Origin of the sequence: Rhodococcus sp. A14 (assembly GCF_011603105.1) — a bacterium.
In the GTDB taxonomy this organism is placed as follows: domain Bacteria; phylum Actinomycetota; class Actinomycetes; order Mycobacteriales; family Mycobacteriaceae; genus Rhodococcus_F; species Rhodococcus_F opacus.
In genome coordinates this window covers 1-16,612 of sequence record NZ_JAAOQS010000159.1, presented here as the reverse complement: position 1 = coordinate 16,612, position 16,612 = coordinate 1, and the positions used below count along the sequence as shown (strand labels likewise).

General features: G+C 69.6%; 14 protein-coding genes. 4 read left to right on the top strand and 10 right to left on the bottom strand.

Going from position 1 to position 16,612, the window contains the following annotated elements:
• Positions 1–64: 64 nt before the first annotated feature.
• From G9373_RS42150 to ptsP, 3 genes are all read right to left on the bottom strand, one after another.
• Complete coding sequence (locus tag G9373_RS42150; RefSeq protein WP_005567358.1) at positions 65–1,207, bottom strand: acyl-CoA dehydrogenase family protein; 1,143 nt, start codon at positions 1,205–1,207, stop codon at positions 65–67.
• Positions 1,208–1,318: 111 nt separating this feature from the next.
• Positions 1,319–2,560 (bottom strand): solute carrier family 23 protein, encoded by a 1,242-nt coding sequence (locus G9373_RS42145; protein ID WP_005261127.1) that lies wholly within the window; start codon positions 2,558–2,560, stop codon positions 1,319–1,321.
• 156 nt (positions 2,561–2,716) lie between these two features.
• Positions 2,717–4,387, bottom strand: a complete 1,671-nt coding sequence (gene ptsP / locus G9373_RS42140; protein WP_054248817.1) for a phosphoenolpyruvate--protein phosphotransferase — start codon at positions 4,385–4,387, stop codon at positions 2,717–2,719.
• A 197-nt stretch (positions 4,388–4,584) separates the two neighbouring features.
• Between ptsP and G9373_RS42135 the strand changes: the two genes are divergently transcribed.
• Genes G9373_RS42135 through G9373_RS42120 form a run of 4 tightly spaced genes read left to right on the top strand, consistent with a single transcriptional unit; the run spans position 4,585 to position 8,770 of the window.
• Positions 4,585–5,352 carry a DeoR/GlpR family DNA-binding transcription regulator gene (locus G9373_RS42135; protein WP_005261129.1) on the top strand — a complete coding sequence of 256 codons (768 nt, stop codon included), beginning with the start codon at positions 4,585–4,587 and terminating at the stop codon, positions 5,350–5,352.
• The gene (pfkB, locus tag G9373_RS42130) at positions 5,349–6,329 is read left to right on the top strand and encodes a 1-phosphofructokinase (protein ID WP_120659231.1); all 981 of its coding nucleotides are present in this window, start codon (positions 5,349–5,351) and stop codon (positions 6,327–6,329) included. Before G9373_RS42135 ends, pfkB begins: the two co-directional genes overlap by 4 nt.
• A 16-nt stretch (positions 6,330–6,345) precedes the next feature.
• Complete coding sequence (locus G9373_RS42125; RefSeq protein ID WP_120659232.1) at positions 6,346–8,454, top strand: fructose-specific PTS transporter subunit EIIC; 2,109 nt, start codon at positions 6,346–6,348, stop codon at positions 8,452–8,454.
• Positions 8,455–8,512: 58 nt separating this feature from the next.
• Entirely contained in the window at positions 8,513–8,770 is a 258-nt protein-coding gene (locus G9373_RS42120) for an HPr family phosphocarrier protein (protein WP_005261132.1), read from the top strand.
• Positions 8,771–8,784: 14 nt separating this feature from the next.
• On the opposite strand, the gene G9373_RS42115 is transcribed toward G9373_RS42120, so the two are convergent.
• The 7 genes from G9373_RS42115 to G9373_RS42085 form a co-directional block, all read right to left on the bottom strand.
• Positions 8,785–10,107, bottom strand: a complete 1,323-nt coding sequence (locus G9373_RS42115; RefSeq protein ID WP_133986853.1) for an alpha/beta hydrolase-fold protein — start codon at positions 10,105–10,107, stop codon at positions 8,785–8,787.
• Positions 10,108–10,175: 68 nt separating this feature from the next.
• Entirely contained in the window at positions 10,176–11,291 is a 1,116-nt protein-coding gene (locus tag G9373_RS42110; RefSeq protein ID WP_054248744.1) for a hypothetical protein, read from the bottom strand.
• Entirely contained in the window at positions 11,284–12,738 is a 1,455-nt protein-coding gene (hflX, locus tag G9373_RS42105; protein WP_005240762.1) for a GTPase HflX, read from the bottom strand. Before hflX ends, G9373_RS42110 begins: the two co-directional genes overlap by 8 nt.
• A 58-nt stretch (positions 12,739–12,796) precedes the next feature.
• Complete coding sequence (gene dapF, locus G9373_RS42100) at positions 12,797–13,666, bottom strand: diaminopimelate epimerase (protein ID WP_054248743.1); 870 nt, start codon at positions 13,664–13,666, stop codon at positions 12,797–12,799.
• Positions 13,667–13,774: 108 nt separating this feature from the next.
• Positions 13,775–14,623: an RNA methyltransferase gene (locus G9373_RS42095; protein WP_133986573.1), complete on the bottom strand. Its 849-nt coding sequence runs from the start codon at positions 14,621–14,623 to the stop codon at positions 13,775–13,777.
• Complete coding sequence (gene miaA, locus G9373_RS42090) at positions 14,620–15,549, bottom strand: tRNA (adenosine(37)-N6)-dimethylallyltransferase MiaA (protein ID WP_169693208.1); 930 nt, start codon at positions 15,547–15,549, stop codon at positions 14,620–14,622. Before miaA ends, G9373_RS42095 begins: the two co-directional genes overlap by 4 nt.
• Positions 15,546–16,262 carry a class III extradiol dioxygenase subunit B-like domain-containing protein gene (locus G9373_RS42085; protein WP_064081028.1) on the bottom strand — a complete coding sequence of 239 codons (717 nt, stop codon included), beginning with the start codon at positions 16,260–16,262 and terminating at the stop codon, positions 15,546–15,548. Before G9373_RS42085 ends, miaA begins: the two co-directional genes overlap by 4 nt.
• Positions 16,263–16,612: the final 350 nt, after the last annotated feature.

Sequence of the window (16,612 nt, the reverse complement as noted above, 5' to 3'; positions counted from 1 at the left end):
GGCCCCACGGCGATCGCCGTGGGGCCCTCCTCGCATCCACCCCGGATACGCAGGCCGTGCCTCGTCAGAGATTGAGGCCGCGACCGATGATTTCCTTCATGATCTCGGTGGTACCGCCGTAGATGGTCTGGACACGAGAATCCATGTACGCCTTGGCGATCGGGTACTCCTTCATGTATCCGTAGCCGCCGTGCAGCTGCAGGCACCGGTCGATCAGCCGGACCTGCGCCTCGGTGGTCCACCACTTGGCCATCGCCGCTTCCTGCACCGACAGCTTCTCGTCGTTGAGCAGTTCGATGAACTTGTCGACGAGGACTCGGACGGCCGTTGCCTCGGTGGCGAGTTCGGCGAGCACGAAACGGGTGTTCTGGAAGCTGCCGATCGACTTGCCGAAAGCCTTCCGGTCGCGGCAGTACTGGATCGTCATGTCCAGTGCCGATTCCATTGCGGCCGCGGCCACCACGGCGATCGACAGCCGCTCCTGGGGAAGGTTCTTCATCAGGTAGAGGAAGCCCATCCCCTCCTCGCCGAGGAGGTTGGCGGCGGGAACGCGGACATCGGTGAAGCTGAGTTCCGCGGTGTCCTGCGCCTTCATACCGATCTTGTCGAGGTTGCGGCCGCGTTCGAAGCCCGGCATGTCCCGTTCGACGACCAGGAGGCTGAATCCCTGCGCCCCCTTGTCGGGATCGGTACACGCGACGACGATTACGAGGTCGGCGTTGATGCCGTTCGTGATGAAGGTCTTCGAACCGTTGAGGACCCAGTCGTCGCCGTCGCGCACGGCGCGGGTCTTGATGCCCTGCAGGTCGCTGCCGGTGCCCGGCTCGGTCATCGCGATGGCTGTGATCAGTTCACCCGACGCGAAGCCGGGCAGCCAGCGCTGCTTCTGCTCCTCGTTGCTCAGTTCGAGCAGGTAGGGCGCGACGACGTCGTTGTGCAGGGTGAAGCCGATGCCGCTGTACCCGCCCCGGGTGGTCTCCTCGGTGACGATCGCGTTGTACCGGAAGTCGCGCACGCCGCCGCCACCGAATTCCTCCGGCACGGCCATGCCGAGGAAGCCCTGCTTGCCGGCCTCGACCCACAGGCTGCGGTCGACGATGTTCTGCTCTTCCCACGTGGCGTGGTTCGGCTCGGCGTGCTGTGCGAGAAACTTGCGGTACGACTCCCGGAACAGTTCGTGCTCCGGTTCGAACAGGGTGCGCTCCACGCCGACTCCTCGTATCAACTATCTGGGTACGTCTCGTTCGACGGTAGAGGCGAGGAACTACGTGGTGAATGACCCAGGTGATCGGGATTCGTGACCCATCCGGTCACGGTCTCAGGGCTTGCGGAACCGCGCGAGCGAGCGCATCACCGGGTAGGCGACGAGGATGCCCACCGAACCCCACGCGATGCCACCGAGTTCCACGGATCCGATCGTCAGCGTCAGGTCGCCGATGCCGGCGACGAGCGCCGCGGCGACCACGGTGAGGTTCACGGGGTCGGTGAAATCCACCTCGGCGTCCATCCAGATGCGCACACCGAGGACACCGATCAGTCCGTACAGCACGAGGGTGGCGCCGCCGATGACACCGTTCGGCACGGTGAACACGAGGGCACCGAACTTCGGTGAGAACGCGAGGACCACGGCGGTGGCGGCCGCGACCCAGTAGGCGGCGGTGGAATAGACCCGCGTCGCGGCCATGACTCCGATGTTCTCGGCGTACGTGGTGGTCCCGGAGCCGCCCCCGAATCCGGCGAGGGTGGTGGCCAGTCCGTCCGCGACGAGGGCGTCACCGGCGACGTCGTCGAGCGACCGACCCGTCATGGCCGACACCGCCTTGACGTGGCCGACGTTCTCGGCGATCAGGACGATGACCACCGGCAGGGTCAGCGCGATCACGGACCATTCGAACGTCGGCCCCCGTAATTCGGGCACACCGAACCAGGCCGCCTCCCGCAGCGCTGTGACCCGCTCCTCGGCGAGCCCGCCGATCACGGCGGCGAACACCCAGCCGACGACGACACCGACGAGGATTCCGAGACGGCCCAGCAGTCCCGGACCGAGCACTGTCACGAGCAGGATCGCCAGCAGGGTCACCCCGGCGATCAGCGGTTGCGATTCGAACGAATCCACCGCGGTGGGTGCGAGATTGAGCCCGATCAGGGCGACCACGGCGCCGGTGACGACGGGTGGCATGACGGCGTCGATGACCCGCGATCCGGCCAGCTTCACCGCGATGCCCACCACGAGCAGCAACAGACCCGCGGCGGCGACGCCGCCGAGTTGCGCGGCGGGACCCGAACTCTGCGACGCCGTCAGCGGCGCGATGAACGCGAACGACGAACCGAGATAGCTGGGGATGCGGCCGCGGGTGATGATCAGGAACAGGGCCGTACCGATACCCGAGAACAGCAGTGTCGTAGTGACCGGAAACCCGGTGATGGTCGGCACCAGGAGGGTGGCGCCGAACATCGCGATGACGTGCTGCATCCCGATTCCGACCGTGCGCGGCCAGGTGAGGCGCTCGCCGGGAGCGACCACCTCACCCTCACCGATCCGCCTGCCGTCGCCGTGCATCGTCCACCCGAACGCCCGCGTGGGGGTGGACGGGCCGGCAGAGCCGCCGGCCGGACCGTCGGGGGCGTCGGTTTCTCTTTTCGTCACAGTTCGCCAATAGTAGGCACGATCTGGGAGTTTCGCGTCTTCGGGACCGGATCCCGCGGCAAACCGGGACTACGCGCCCAGCACCCGTACCGCCGCGGTCCGCGCCTCCGCCGGATCACTCGTGGCGAGCACGTCCTCGGCGGCACGACGGCAGTCGTCCAGCGAGACCGATCCCACCTTCGCCCCGACACCGGACACGGCGGCACCGGCGCAGGACAGCGACGTGACCCCGAGTCCGATCAGCACGCAGGCGAGTAGCGGGTCGGCGGCCGCCTCGCCGCAGACGCCGACCGGTTTGCCCGCCGCGATGCCCGCCTCGGCCGTGCGGGCGACGAGCGCGAGGACCGCCGGTTGCCAGGGATCGGTGAGCGATGCCAGGTCGGAGGACATCCGGTCGGCGGCCATCGTGTACTGCGCGAGGTCGTTCGTGCCGATGGACAGGAAGTCGACGTGGCGCAGGAGGCGGTCGGCCAGAAGCGCGGCGGCCGGTACCTCGACCATCACGCCGGGCACGAGTCCGCGGGCGCGGACCTCCGCCGCGAAGGATTCGGCCTCGGCGGGAGTCGAGATCATCGGCGCCATCACCCACGGCTGCGACTGTGTCTGCTTCGCCGCGGCGGCGACGGCGTCGAGTTGCCTGCTGAGGATTCCCGGGTTCTGTTCGGCGATCCGGATTCCGCGGACCCCGAGCGCCGGGTTCGCCTCTTCTGCGTGGTTGGCGAAGCGCAGCGGCTTGTCCGATCCCGCGTCGAGGGTCCGGATCACCACCTTCCGGCCGGCGAACGCGTCGAGCACCTCTCCGTAGATCTCGGCCTGCTCGTCGACACCGGGCTCGGAATCGCGGTCCAGGAAGCACAACTCGGTGCGGAACAGTCCGACGCCCTCGGCGGCGGTCGTGGCCGCCGAGCGCGCACCGGCCCCGTCCTGGACGTTGGCCAGAATCGACACGGAATGCCCGTCGCTCGTGCGGCCGGGTCCTTCCCACGACTGGATGCGGATCCGTTCGGCGCGGCCGTGTTCCACGGCGGCACGGGCCTCCACGGGGTCCGGTTCGACCACGAGTTCGCCCGCCGACCCGTCGAGGAGGACGGGGGTGCCCGCGACGACGGATTCGAGGTCACGCACCGCGACCACACACGGTATGCCCAGCTGCCGCGAGATGATCGCGGTGTGGCTCGTCGGGCCGCCGAGGACGGTCACGAGTCCGACGATCAATTCGGGATCGAGACCGGCGGTGTCGGCGGGCGCGAGGTCCTGGGCACACAGGATCGACGGTGTCGTGGGCACGGGGATGCCGGGTTCGGGCAGGCCGAGGAGTTCGGACACGACACGGTCCCGGATGTCGCGCAGGTCGGTCACCCGTTCGGCCATCAGCCCGCCCATCTTGGTGAACAGGGTGGCGAACTGCTCGGTGGCTTCGGCCGCCGCTTCCTCGGCCGGGGCTCCACCGGCGATCAGCTTCTGCGCGGCACCGAGCCAGCCGCGGTCGGCAGCCATCGCCGCGTTCGCCTGCAGCACCTCTGCCGCGGCCCCGGAGACGCTCGCCGCGCGGTCGCGGAGTCGCCCTGACACGACGGCGGCCGCTTCCTCGAAGCGGACCTTCTCCGCGTCCCGCGACGCCTCGTCGATCCGGGCCGATCCGGGTGCGACCTCCGGCCGCGGAGCCGGCCAGATCACCGGCGCGTAGGCAATGCCGGGTACCACCGGCGTACCTCGCACGATTTCACGGTCTTCGGTCATCGGGTCCTCCTGGCCGGCTCGTTCTGTCTTCACACAGTCGGAAATGCGAATCGACTATGTGACGGAGATTACTCTCAACTCTTGACATGTCAACACACTCGGGCGTAAAACAACATGACACAACATTTCGTGTGATGCAGACCATAACGGATCACATCACCGAACACTTCACCGACGAGAACAGGAACGGGGTCACGGTGTATCCGGAAGAACGCCAGCAAGCGGTCACCACGCTGATCTCGCAGCGCGGACGCATGTCGGTCGCGGACCTCTCCGACACGTTCGGCGTCACCACCGAGACCGTGCGCCGTGACCTCGCTCTTCTCGAGCGTCTCGGCCACGTCCGCCGCGTGCACGGCGGCGCGGTGCCTGCGGGGTCCCTCACCGTCACCGAGCCCGGCATGACGGAGCGCGATCACACCCGCGCCGAGCAGAAGGACCGGATCGCCAAGCGCGCCGCCGCCTACCTGCCTCCGTCCGGTGGCAGCGTGCTGTTCGACGCGGGAACCACGACGGGGCGCATCATCCCGGAACTCCCGTCCGATCTGGACCTCACCGTGATCACCAACTCCGTGCCGATCGCAGCCCGGCTCGCGGGACTCAATTCGGTGACGCTCCACATGCTGGGCGGCCGGGTGCGCGGCATCACGCAGGCCGCCGTCGGCGAGGAGGCGCTGCGCATCCTCGACGTCCTCCGCGTCGACGTCGCGTTCATCGGCACCAACGCGCTCAGCGTCGGCCACGGCCTGTCCACCCCGGACACCGAGGAGGCCGCGGTCAAGCGCGCGATGGTCCGGTGCGCCAACCACGTCGTCGTGGTCGCCGACTCGTCGAAGGTCGGGAGGGAACACCTCGTGAGCTTCGCCCCCATCCACAGCGTCGACATCCTCGTCACCGACGCCGACATCAGTTCCGCAGACCGAGCCCACTTCCACGACCAGGGAATCGAGGTGGTGATCGCATGATCGTCACGCTGACCGCCAATCCGAGCATCGACCGCACCGTCAACCTGGTGGGACGCCTCGAACGAGGAACCGTTCTGCGCGCGGCCGCCACCCACAGCGACCCGGGAGGCAAGGGCGTCAACGTCGCCCGCGCGCTCACGTCGGCCGGTGTCGCCGCTGTCGCGGTACTCCCGGGCAACGAGGGTGATCCCCTGCTCACCGCCCTGTCCGAGCACGGGATCGAGCACGTGACCGTGGCGACGTCCGGTCCGGCGCGCACCAACATCACCATCACCGAACCCGACGGCACCACCACCAAGGTCAACGAACCCGGCGTCGTCATGTCGGCCGAGTCCCTCGCCGATCTGCAGTCGGAGATCATCGAACGCGGGTCCCGGGCCGAGTGGGTCGTGCTGTCCGGTTCCCTTCCCCCGGGCATTCCCACCGACTGGTACGCCACGCTCGTCGAGGCACTCCGCTCGGCACCATGCCGAGTCGCCGTCGACACGTCGGACGCCCCGCTGCTCGCGCTCGCGGAACGGTTCCCCGCGGCCGCCCCCGACCTCGTGAAACCGAACAGCGAGGAACTCGCTCAGCTCACCGGCGCCGACGGGCAGTTGCTCGAGGAGTCCGCGCTGCGCGGGGACCCGACGGCCACCGCCCATGCCGGCAGGCAACTCGTGGACCGCGGGGTCGAAGCCGTCCTCGCCACGCTCGGTGCCGCGGGTGCGGTTCTCGTGACGGAGGCCGGCGCCTGGTGGGCCACGCCACCACCGATCGTTGCCCGCAGCACCGTCGGCGCCGGCGACTCGTCGCTGGCTGGCTACCTGGCAGCGCAGATGTCCGGCGCGACCCCCGCGGACTGCCTCCGATCCGCCGTCGCCTACGGCAGCGCGGCGGCAGCCCTTCCCGGCACCACCCTGCCGACCCCCGAACACGTCGACATCGACGCCGTCACTGTCACCGCCCTCATCTCCCCCGCCCCCGATCCGGCCTGAACCAGAAGGAAACACCATGTCTCACTCGACACCCGACCGCGATTCGGGGCCGCAGATCATCAGCGAAGATCTGATCTCCCTGGACACCGACCTCGGAGCCTCCAAGGAGGACGTGATCTCCGCGCTCTCCCGGCGTCTGGCCGACGCCGGTCGCGCCACCGAAGCGGACGCTCTCCGCGACGCCGCACTGGCGCGTGAATCACAATCGGCGACGGGACTTCCCGGTGGGATCGCGATCCCCCACTGCCGTTCCGAAGCCGTTGTGGCGGCGTCCCTCGGATTCGCCCGGCTCGCCCCGAAGGTCGACTTCGGTGCCCCCGACGGACCTGCAGATCTGGTGTTCCTCATCGCCGCGCCCGAAGGTGCGGGCGCGGAGCACATGAAGCTGCTCTCCTCGCTCGCGCGGGCGCTGGTGCGCCCCGCCTTCGTCGGAGCGCTCCGTGATGCGAAGTCCCCCGCCGAGATCGTCACCCTGGTGAACGACGTCCTGGCACCCGCACCCGCACCCGCCGCCACACCGGCGGCCGCGGCCCCCGCAGCAGCCGCAGCACCCGCGGCGGCCGCCGCGGCCCCGGCCCCGGCTCCGACGCCCGAACCGGTCGCCCCGGAGAAGGAACCCGAGCCCGAAGAGGGACCGAAGCACATCGTCGCGGTCACGGCCTGCCCGACCGGCATCGCCCACACGTACATGGCCGCCGACTCCCTCGTCGCCGCCGGCGAACGCGCAGGCGTCGTCGTCCACGTGGAGACTCAGGGTTCGAGCGGAAGCACACCGCTGGCACCGGGAGTGATCGCGGGCGCATCCGCCGTCATCTTCGCCACCGATGTCGGGGTGAAGGGCAAGGAACGCTTCGCAGGCAAGCCGGTGGTGGCGTCGGGCGTCAAGCGCGCCATCAACGAGCCCGACACCATGATCACCGAGGCACTGCGCGCGGGCATGAACCCGTCCGCGGCCACCGTGGACGCGGGTAGCGCCGGCAGCGCGGCGGACGAGCCGGCCGGATCGATCGGCTGGGGCACCCACCTGCGCCAGGTGCTGCTCACCGGTGTCAGTTACATGATCCCGTTCGTCGCCGCCGGCGGTCTGCTGATCGCCCTCGGCTTCCTGCTCGGCGGGTACGAGATCTCCGGTCCCGCGGAGGACATCGTCCTCAGCAACTCCCTCGGCCAACTCCCCGAGGGTGGCCTGGCAACGTACCTGGGCGCGGTGCTGTTCCAACTGGGTTCGCTGGCGTTCAGCTTCCTCGTACCCGCTCTGGCCGGTTACATCGCCTTCGCCATCGCCGACCGGCCCGGTCTGGCGCCGGGCTTCACCGCGGGCGCCGTGGCTGTCTTCGTCGGCGCCGGATTCATCGGAGGCCTCGTCGGTGGTCTGATCGCCGGCGTGGTCGCGCTGTGGATCAGCCGGATCCCGGTTCCCCAGTGGTTGCGCGGCCTGATGCCGGTGGTGATCATCCCGCTGTTCGCGACGCTGATCGTCGGCGCACTCATGTTCCTGGTTCTGGGCCGTCCGCTCGCCTCGATCACGTCGGGACTGACGAACTGGCTCAACGGTCTGTCCGGCAGCTCCGTCATCTTCCTCGGCATCATCCTCGGCCTGATGATGTGCTTCGACCTCGGTGGCCCGGTGAACAAGGCCGCCTACGCGTTCGCGGTGGCCGGCCTCAACGTCAACGATCCCGCCTCGCTGCGGATCATGGCGGCCGTGATGGCTGCGGGCATGGTCCCGCCGCTGGCGATGGCTCTCGCGTCGACCGTCCTGCGTCCCAGCCTGTTCAGCGAGGCGGAACGCGAAAACGGCAAGGCGGCCTGGCTTCTCGGCTCGGCGTTCATCTCCGAAGGTGCCATTCCGTTCGCCGCCGCCGACCCGCTGCGCGTCATTCCCTCGATGATGGCCGGCGGCGCCGTCACCGGCGCCCTGATCATGGCGTTCAACGTCACCCTCAGCGCACCGCACGGCGGAATCTTCGTCTTCTTCGCCATCGGCAACCTGCTGTGGTTCCTGGTGGCGCTGGCCGCCGGTGTCGTCGTCGCCGCACTGTGCGTCGTCGCCGCCAAGGAATTCATCAAGCCCGGCGCGTCCGACGCCGAACTCGACCCCGACGTTGCGACAGTCGCAGCGTAAGAGAAACAGATCGACCCGCTCGTCCCGCACCACCCCCCACCGACAGAGGAGAGAGTCCATGCCCAGCACCACAGTCGCCGTCGGTTCGTCCATCGGCCTGCACGCCCGTCCCGCCGCCGTCATCGCCGAAGCGGTTGCCGCCGCCGGTGTGCCCGTCACGCTGGCCGTGGCGGACGGCGAACCCGTGGACGCCGGTTCCGCACTGCTCATCATGACGCTCGGCGCCACCAAGGGCACCGACGTCACGGTCACCAGCGACGACGCCGACGCCGTCGAGAAGGTGGCCCAGCTGGTGGCGGCCGACCTCGACGCCTGACCGCTATCCGGCCGTCAGCTGGTGAGACCCAGCTGACGGCCGGTCCAGTCCATCTCCCGCTCGAGCGCCGCACCCCAGGTTGCGCCCTCGTGGCCACCGGGGAGCTCGTAGTACCGCACGTTCAGGCCGGCCGCCCGCGCGGCAGCGAACATCCGCTGCTGCTGCGGGCGGTATTCGTCGTCCGCCGCCCCGGCGACGAACACCCCGGTCAGCTCCGGAAACTGCCGCGTCCTCAGCACGTCGACCGGATTGACCGCCGCGAACGCACGCTCGTCGCCGGCGAACGTCGCCGCAACCGTCCCCGCGTGATCGCCCAGCGAGGGCTCGTCCTGACCGAGGAAGTCGAGAAACGTCGGGTAGATCGCCGGATAGTTCACGGCCAGCTGGATCGAACAGGTACCCCCGTACGAGAATCCGCCGATCGCCCACTGCGCCGGATCGCGCGACACCTGCAGGGACTTCTCGATCCACGCGGGCACGTCGCGGGCCACGTAGGTGGCAGCGTTGCCCAGCGCCGAATCCAGACAGAGCGGATTCGCGTCCTGCGACCCCAGTGCGTCGACCACCACGACGACCGGCGCGAGGCCGTCGTGCCGCGCGGCATACGCGTCCACCGTGGACCCCAATCGTCCGCTGCCGAACCAGTCCTGGGGGCGCCCCGGCTGTCCCGCGATCATCACAATGACGGGGAGCACGGCGCGGGGCGACGTCAGGTACGCCGGCGGCAGATACAACACGGCCGGCCGGGCCGGGAATCCGGATTCGGTGCCGGGGATCTCCACTTCCGTCACCACACCGGAGCCGGGTGTGCGCACCGGACGTGTCCACACCGAGTCCATCGGGGTCCCGGACTGCACGGCGCTTTCGAACCCGGGGACGGCACCGAACGACACCGGCTCGACTACCGTCGGCGGGCGGTGCCCGGCCAGCGAACCGACGGTCGGGAAGACGCCGACCTCCGCATTGACCTGCCCGACCGCCGCGGCCGCGACCATGGCACCTGCCGTCCCGATCACCACTGCGCGCCGGACGCCGGGCTTCCGGAGCAGGAGAGCCGCTGCGAGTACGAGGGTGCCGACGGCGAGCCAGATCCACGCGTATCCCGCCGGCGGTATCTGATTGGGAAGCGGCCGGTACGTCGCCCACACGGCACCCCCGATCACCGCGGTCACGGGCACCGCGACCGCCGCGGCGCGGAGGATCGGCGGCCGGGCGGAACGCGACGCCGCGAGCATTACGACGGTGCCCGCCACCACGGCGACGGTCGATGCGGTCTGGGCGCGACCGTGCTCGAGTGACAGGTGGGCGATACGCGACAACAACTCGTGGGCCTGCACCCCGCCAGTATTCACACCGTGCCGGCCACCGAAAGAATCAGGCTCGCAACATTTCTCGCAAAACAGACCTATCGGGCACGGCGGCGGACCAGGAAGCCGGCGCCGACCACGAGCACGACCGCGCCGCCGGCGATGCCGATCCCCCACAACGTTCCCGACGAATGCGCCGACGCCTCGTCCGCGACTGTCTCCGTGCGGGCCTGCTGCTGCACCCTCGATACCGCCCCGGGCAGCGCCTGAATCGGCGGAACGGGACCCTCCCGCGCCTCGGAGGCGATCAGCAGGTCGCCGTTCTCGGTGAACGCGATCGACTCCCCCTGCGGCTGCTGCGGAACGTGTGCGCGCACCACCGGCCCCGCGGCGAACGCGGCGGCCAGGTCGCCGTCCGGCGCCGAGAACAGGAACACGTCGGAGTAGCTGCGGACGGCGGCCACGGTTCCGTCGGCGGACACGGCGCCGCCGGTGAACATCGTCGAATGCAGGGCCGGGGCCGTGGTGCCGCTCCCGGTGGTGGCGTCGTCGGCGCCGTTCGTCTCGGCGACGTCCAGCGTCCCCACCTTCTCGAGCGGGGTCGGGCCGGGGCTCGCGAGGCCGCCCACACCGGCGCCCTCCGCAGGCCGGTACACGTTGCCCGCCCCGAACACTTCCTTCGTGACGATCAGCGGGGTGCCGTCGTTTTGGACGAGAACGGTCTCGGCGTCGTGCGGGCCGTCCGGATACGTCAGCCGATGCAGTTCCCCTGCGCCGGTGTCGCGGTCCATCGCGATCAGTGCCACCGTGTCGCGTCGGCGTCCGTTGTCCCCGGTGTCGGCGAGCCACAGCCGGCCGTCGGGGCCGGAGGCCATGTCCTCGACGTCGTACGGATCGACCGGCAGCGGAAGCCACCGCTGCACGGCGCAGTTCCCGTCCATCACCGCGACCGCGCGATCGGACCCGCTGTCACCGACCGCGTAGAGCAGTCCCCCCGCCGACACGAGCCCCGACAGCTCTTCCAGCGAGGCCTCGTCCGGGGTGCCGACCCCCGAATCGTCGGGAGTGCAGAGCGGACCGAATTCCGACGCGTCGACGGCGGTCTGATCGCGGAAGAACGGCTCTGCGGACCCGGCGCCCGCCGCCGCGAGCGGTGTGCACGCAGCGAGCACCGCGACCGCGACACGGGCCGACCACCGTGAGCGGTCAGGCACTGCCGCTGTACTGAACCAGTGCCGACGCCAGCGCTTCGGGCACCCGCGCGTGGACGCGCGTGCCGTCCTCTTCATGGGACGAGTCGAGGATCTGTCCGTCCGAGTGGATCCGGGCCATCAGGTCTCCCCGGTTGTACGGGAGGAGAACGCTGACCTCGATCTCCGGGCGGACCAGCACATCGCTGAGATGCGCGCGCAACTCGGCGATGCCTTCCCCGGTCCGGGCGGAGACGAACGCCGCTCCGGGCAGCAGGCCGCGCAGCTGGGTCAGCGTGACCGGGTCGGCCGCGTCGATCTTGTTCACCACGATGAGTTCCGGCGGCGCTGCGGCGTCGTTCTCCCGGATCACCTCGGTGATCACCTCGTGGACGGCCCTGATCTGATCCGTGGGCAGCGGATCGGAACCGTCGACGACGTGAAGCAGCAGATCCGCGTCCGTGACTTCCTCGAGCGTCGAGCGGAACGCCTCGATCAGCTGCGTCGGCAGGTGCCGGACGAACCCGACGGTGTCGGTGAGGACGTACTCGCGGCCGTCGTCCAGCGCCGCCCGCCGGGTGGTGGGGTCGAGGGTGGCGAACAGCGCGTTCTGCACCAGCACCCCGGACCCCGTCAAAGCGTTGAGCAGGCTCGACTTGCCGGCGTTGGTGTATCCGACGATCGCGATGGACGGGGTCTCGCTCCGCAGACGCCTGGTGCGTTTGGTGTCGCGGGCGGCCTTCATGCCCTTGATCTCGCGCCGCAGCTTCGCCATCCGCTCACGGATTCGCCGGCGGTCCGTCTCGATCTTGGTCTCACCGGGACCACGCAGCCCCACGCCGCCGTTGCTGCCGGCGCGACCACCCGCCTGCCGGGACATCGATTCACCCCAGCCACGCAGTCGCGGCAGCATGTATTCCATCTGGGCCAGTGCAACCTGCGCCTTGCCCTCCCTGGACGTCGCGTGCTGAGCGAAGATGTCGAGGATGAGGGCCGTCCGGTCGATGACCTTGACCTTGACGACCTTCTCCAGCGCGGTCAGCTGCGCGGGAGTGAGTTCACCGTCGCAGATGACGGTGTCGGCGCCGGTCGAGAGGACGACCTCACGGAGTTCCTCGGCCTTGCCGGAACCGATGTAGGTGGCCGCGTCTGGTTTGTCCCGCCGCTGGACGAGGCCCTCGAGGACCTCGGACCCGGCGGTCTCGGCCAGAGCCGCGAGCTCGGCCATGCTGGATTCGGCCTGCGCCGCGGTTCCCTGCGTCCAGACACCGACGAGCACCACGCGTTCGAGGCGCAGCTGTCGGTATTCGACCTCGGTGACGTCTGTGAGCTCGGTGGAGAGCCCGGCAACTCGGCGCAGCGCGCTGCGGTCCTCGAGTTGCATCTCGCCGACCGAAGGGCGCCCGTCGTCGTAGGCGAACTCAGTGGAGTCGGAGATCGGCGATTCTTCTGTGCGATGTGTTTTCGTCATACACCCTCATGATCCCACGGAATGTCGAGGGTGCGCACGTGCATTTCGCGCAGGGCGATCAGGCGAGGCCGTTCCACCAGCCGTCGTCGAGGTTCCCGGACGCCACCAGGACGGACGGTCCGCGCAACGTCGCCCGGCCGTCGGACACCGCAACGGTGACCTGACCACCGGGAATACGGACATTCACCTCACCGGAGTCGGCCCCGTCGAAGCGCAGAGCGGCGGTGGCCGCGGCCACCGTCCCGGTGCCGCACGACCGTGTTTCGCCGACCCCGCGCTCGTGTACCCGCATGTCCACGGCACCGGAATCGATGCGGGTGAGGATCTCCACGTTCACGCCGTGCGGGAAGAAGCCGGGATCGAACCCGGGTGCGGCCGTCAGGTCGAGGGCCGACAGGGACGCCGCCGTGAGGTGCGCATCGACACACGCCAGGTGCGGGTTGCCGACGTCGATGCCGATCCCGTTGAACACCTTGCCGTCGATGGTCGCGGCACTGGTTCCCAGATCCCGCACCACGCCCATGTCGACGGTGACCTCGCCGAAGGCGCCGTCGGCCGAGTGCACGATCACCGGTTTGCCGCCGGCCCGGCTGCCGACCACGAACTCGTCGCGTGTCTCGAGCCCCGCCGCGCGGAGGTAGTGCGCGAAGACACGGACGCCGTTGCCGCACATCTCCGCGATCGAGCCGTCGGCGTTGCGGTAGTCCATGAACCAGTCGTCCTCGGACGTGCCGTCGGGAAGTTCGGCGAGCACACCGGCGGCGGCCAGCGCACCGGCCTTCGCGACGCGCAGGATTCCGTCGGCGCCGAGCCCACGCCTGCGATCGCACAGCGCCGCTACCCGCGGGGCCGACAGGTCGATGAGGACATCGGGATCCGGGAGGACCACGAAGTCGTTCTCGGTGCCGTGTCCCTTGCTGAAATCCATGCGCACCACTCTAACCAACGGTCGAGCAGGTGCTGTTCATCTGCGCGACCGCGGTGCGGTTCATCGGCGCGACCGCGGTGCGGTTCATCGGCGCGACCGCGGTGCGGTTCATTTACGCTGCCGGGCGATTTCGTAGAGGGCGACGGCGCCGGCGGAGGGGGCGCCGAGGGAACTCGCGGCGCCTCCGATCGGGATGTTGACCACCGTGTCGCAGGCGTCGCGCCAGGCAGCGCTCATCCCGCGGGTCTCGTTGCCGATGACGAGCACGGTGCCGCCGCCGAAGTCGTGGGCGTCGATGGTGACGGAGCCGGTCTCGTCGGTGCCGACGATGTGCAGGTCGGTTCCGGACGCCCGCCGGGCGTCGCGGAAGGCGAGGATCTCGTCGACGGACGACACCGTCACGACGGGCATCGCGAAGAGGGATCCGGTGGAGGCACGGACACTCCGGGGGTCGAACGGATCTGCGCCGTGGCCGACGACGACGACCGCGTCGGCGCCGAACGCGTTGGCGGAACGGACGAGGGTGCCCAGATTTCCGGGTGAGGCGGGCCGGTCGAACACGACGATCAGGGGGACGGACTGCAGTCGCAGGTCCTTCAGTCGCGGGGTTCGTGTCTTCGCGACGGCGATCAGTTCCGGCGCGGTGGTGGTCTTCTCACCCAGTTCGGCCATCAGTTCGGCACTGACACCGATCTGTTCGACGGACCGGGTGTCGAGCAGTTCCCGTGCCCAGCCGGACAGTGGCGGGCCGTCGATGCGGTGCAGCAGCGATTCGATCGGCCAGCCGTGTTCCAGCGCCAGGTTGAGGGGACGGACGCCCTGGATCAGGAAGCGTCCCGCCTTCGTTCGCTTGGCGCGGTTGGTGAGGTACGACTGCCACTGCTGAAAGCGGGCGTTGCGGGTGGTCACCAGCAGGGACGGGGCCGGACGGTTGCGTCCGGACGGTGCGCGGCTCATCGTTCTCCCAGTGTTCGGGTCTCGCCGAGGGTGCGGATCGTGGTGTCCGCGAGGTCGGGGTCGCTTCCGTCGACCCAGTGGATGCGGGTGTCGCGGCGAAACCACGACCGTTGCCTGCGCACGTAGCGCCGGGTGCCGATGAATGTGCGTTCCTGCGCCTCGTCGAGGTCGTATTCGCCGTCGAGCCAGGCGAGGACCTGTGCGTAGCCGATGGCCCGGGGTGCGGTGACCCCGTCGCGCAGTCCCAGCTCGATCAGCCCGTTCACCTCGTCGACGAGTCCCCGTTCGAACATCAGCCGGGTGCGGAGCCGGATCCGGTCGTCGAGTTCGGCGGTATCCCGGTCGACACCGACGATGTGTGTGCCCCAGCGCGGTTCGCCGATCCGCGGGGCCGACGCCGCGAACGGCTTCCCGGTGATCTCCACGACTTCGAGGGCCCGGACCAGGCGCCTGCCATCGGTGGGGAGGATCGACGCGGCGGCGTCGGGGTCCACCCGGCCGAGTTCAGCGTGGACGGCCGCGACGCCCTTCTCGGCGAGGACGGCTTCCCACCGCGCCCGCACGGACGCATCGGTGGCCGGGAAGCTCCACTCGTCGAGCAGCGACTGCACATACATCATCGATCCGCCGACGATGACCGGCACTGCGCCGCGTGCGGCGATCGCCTCGACGTCGCGGACCGCCGCCTGCTGATAGTTCGCGACGGTGGCCGTCTCCGTCACGTCGAGCACGTCGAGTTGGTGGTGCGGGATTCCGCGGCGTTCGGCCGGGGCGAGTTTGGCGGTGCCGATGTCCATGCCCCGGTACAGCTGCATCGCGTCGATGTTGACGATCTCGCCGCCGAGACGTTCGGCCAGGTCCAGTGCGAGATCCGACTTTCCGGTTGCGGTCGGTCCGACGACGGCGATCGGCACGGGTGACCTCACGGACGCCACTCCCCCACGTGGTAACCGACTCCATAGGGTGCCGCGCTGTACAGCGTCCGGCAGGAAGCGGGTGGCGCGTCGAACACGCCGGCGAGAACCTGCCACGGGACGCGCCCGCCGATGCCGAGGGAATCGCACTCCGCGGGTTCGAGGGCCAGCAGCGCGTCGCGGTCGCCGGTGTCGAGCGCGGCGTCGATCCTGGCCTGCACGCCCTCCGCACGCGGGTCGAACGCGCCCGGCGCCTTCGCCGTGAGAGTGTTCGCCCCGTCCGCGACGATCACCAGACCCCGCGGCTCCGGATCCCGGTCGAGAAGGGTGCGCAGTTCCGCGCCGTACTCGGCGCACTGGTGCGGCGACAGGTCGGCGGAGAGGATCCGCGCGTCGACGACGGCGTCCGGCGCGCACGTCCCCCGGATCCACCCGGCCGTCAGCGCCGCGAGCGGCAGGTCCGGGTCGGGATCGCCTGCCGGACCGGGCCGCAACGCGACCCGTACGTCGACGCCGTAGCCGCGATAGGTGCCCTGGGCGTCGGAACGTACCGCCACCGCGGCGGGCGCCGCTCCGACCGCCACCCACTCGGTGGCGAGCGCGGACAACGCCTTCGCCGCCGTCTGGACCGCATCCCGCAACGGCGCCGTCTCCGCAGCGGCCGCCCCGGTCAGTTCGGGTACCAGTAGCGGTGGAGACGGCACGAGGATTGCGGCGGTGAACACACAGTCACGCTAGTCGACCGTCCGTGCGGACCCGACATCCGATTCTGGCGGTGCCGTCAATCGGTACCAACGCGGACCGTCCGACCTGATTCAATAGTCCACAGGGCCCGTACCGGGTTGAATGGAGCCAGCACCCGTCCCGGGTCGTATGGAGCCAGTATTGCGTTCAGGCAGCCGTGACGCGCGGCAGAGATGAGGAACCGATGACCGACAGCAGCGACGCGAAGCCCGCCGTGGAGCCTGCCGCTCAGCAGCACGACACACCGAAGCCCAGCCTCCCGAAGCCCGGTGCCGCGGCGAAACCGGGTGCACCCAAGCCCCACCCCACACCGACACACGCCCTCTCCGCC

Coding starts and splice junctions, on each gene's coding strand:
- G9373_RS42145 (WP_005261127.1), bottom strand. CDS start 2,560: ATGCACGGCGACGGCAGGCGGATCGGTGAGGGTGAGGTGGTCGCTCCC.
- ptsP (WP_054248817.1), bottom strand. CDS start 4,387: ATGACCGAAGACCGTGAAATCGTGCGAGGTACGCCGGTGGTACCCGGC.
- pfkB (WP_120659231.1), top strand. CDS start 5,349: ATGATCGTCACGCTGACCGCCAATCCGAGCATCGACCGCACCGTCAAC.
- G9373_RS42125 (WP_120659232.1), top strand. CDS start 6,346: ATGTCTCACTCGACACCCGACCGCGATTCGGGGCCGCAGATCATCAGC.
- G9373_RS42120 (WP_005261132.1), top strand. CDS start 8,513: ATGCCCAGCACCACAGTCGCCGTCGGTTCGTCCATCGGCCTGCACGCC.
- hflX (WP_005240762.1), bottom strand. CDS start 12,738: ATGACGAAAACACATCGCACAGAAGAATCGCCGATCTCCGACTCCACT.
- dapF (WP_054248743.1), bottom strand. CDS start 13,666: ATGGATTTCAGCAAGGGACACGGCACCGAGAACGACTTCGTGGTCCTC.
- G9373_RS42095 (WP_133986573.1), bottom strand. CDS start 14,623: ATGAGCCGCGCACCGTCCGGACGCAACCGTCCGGCCCCGTCCCTGCTG.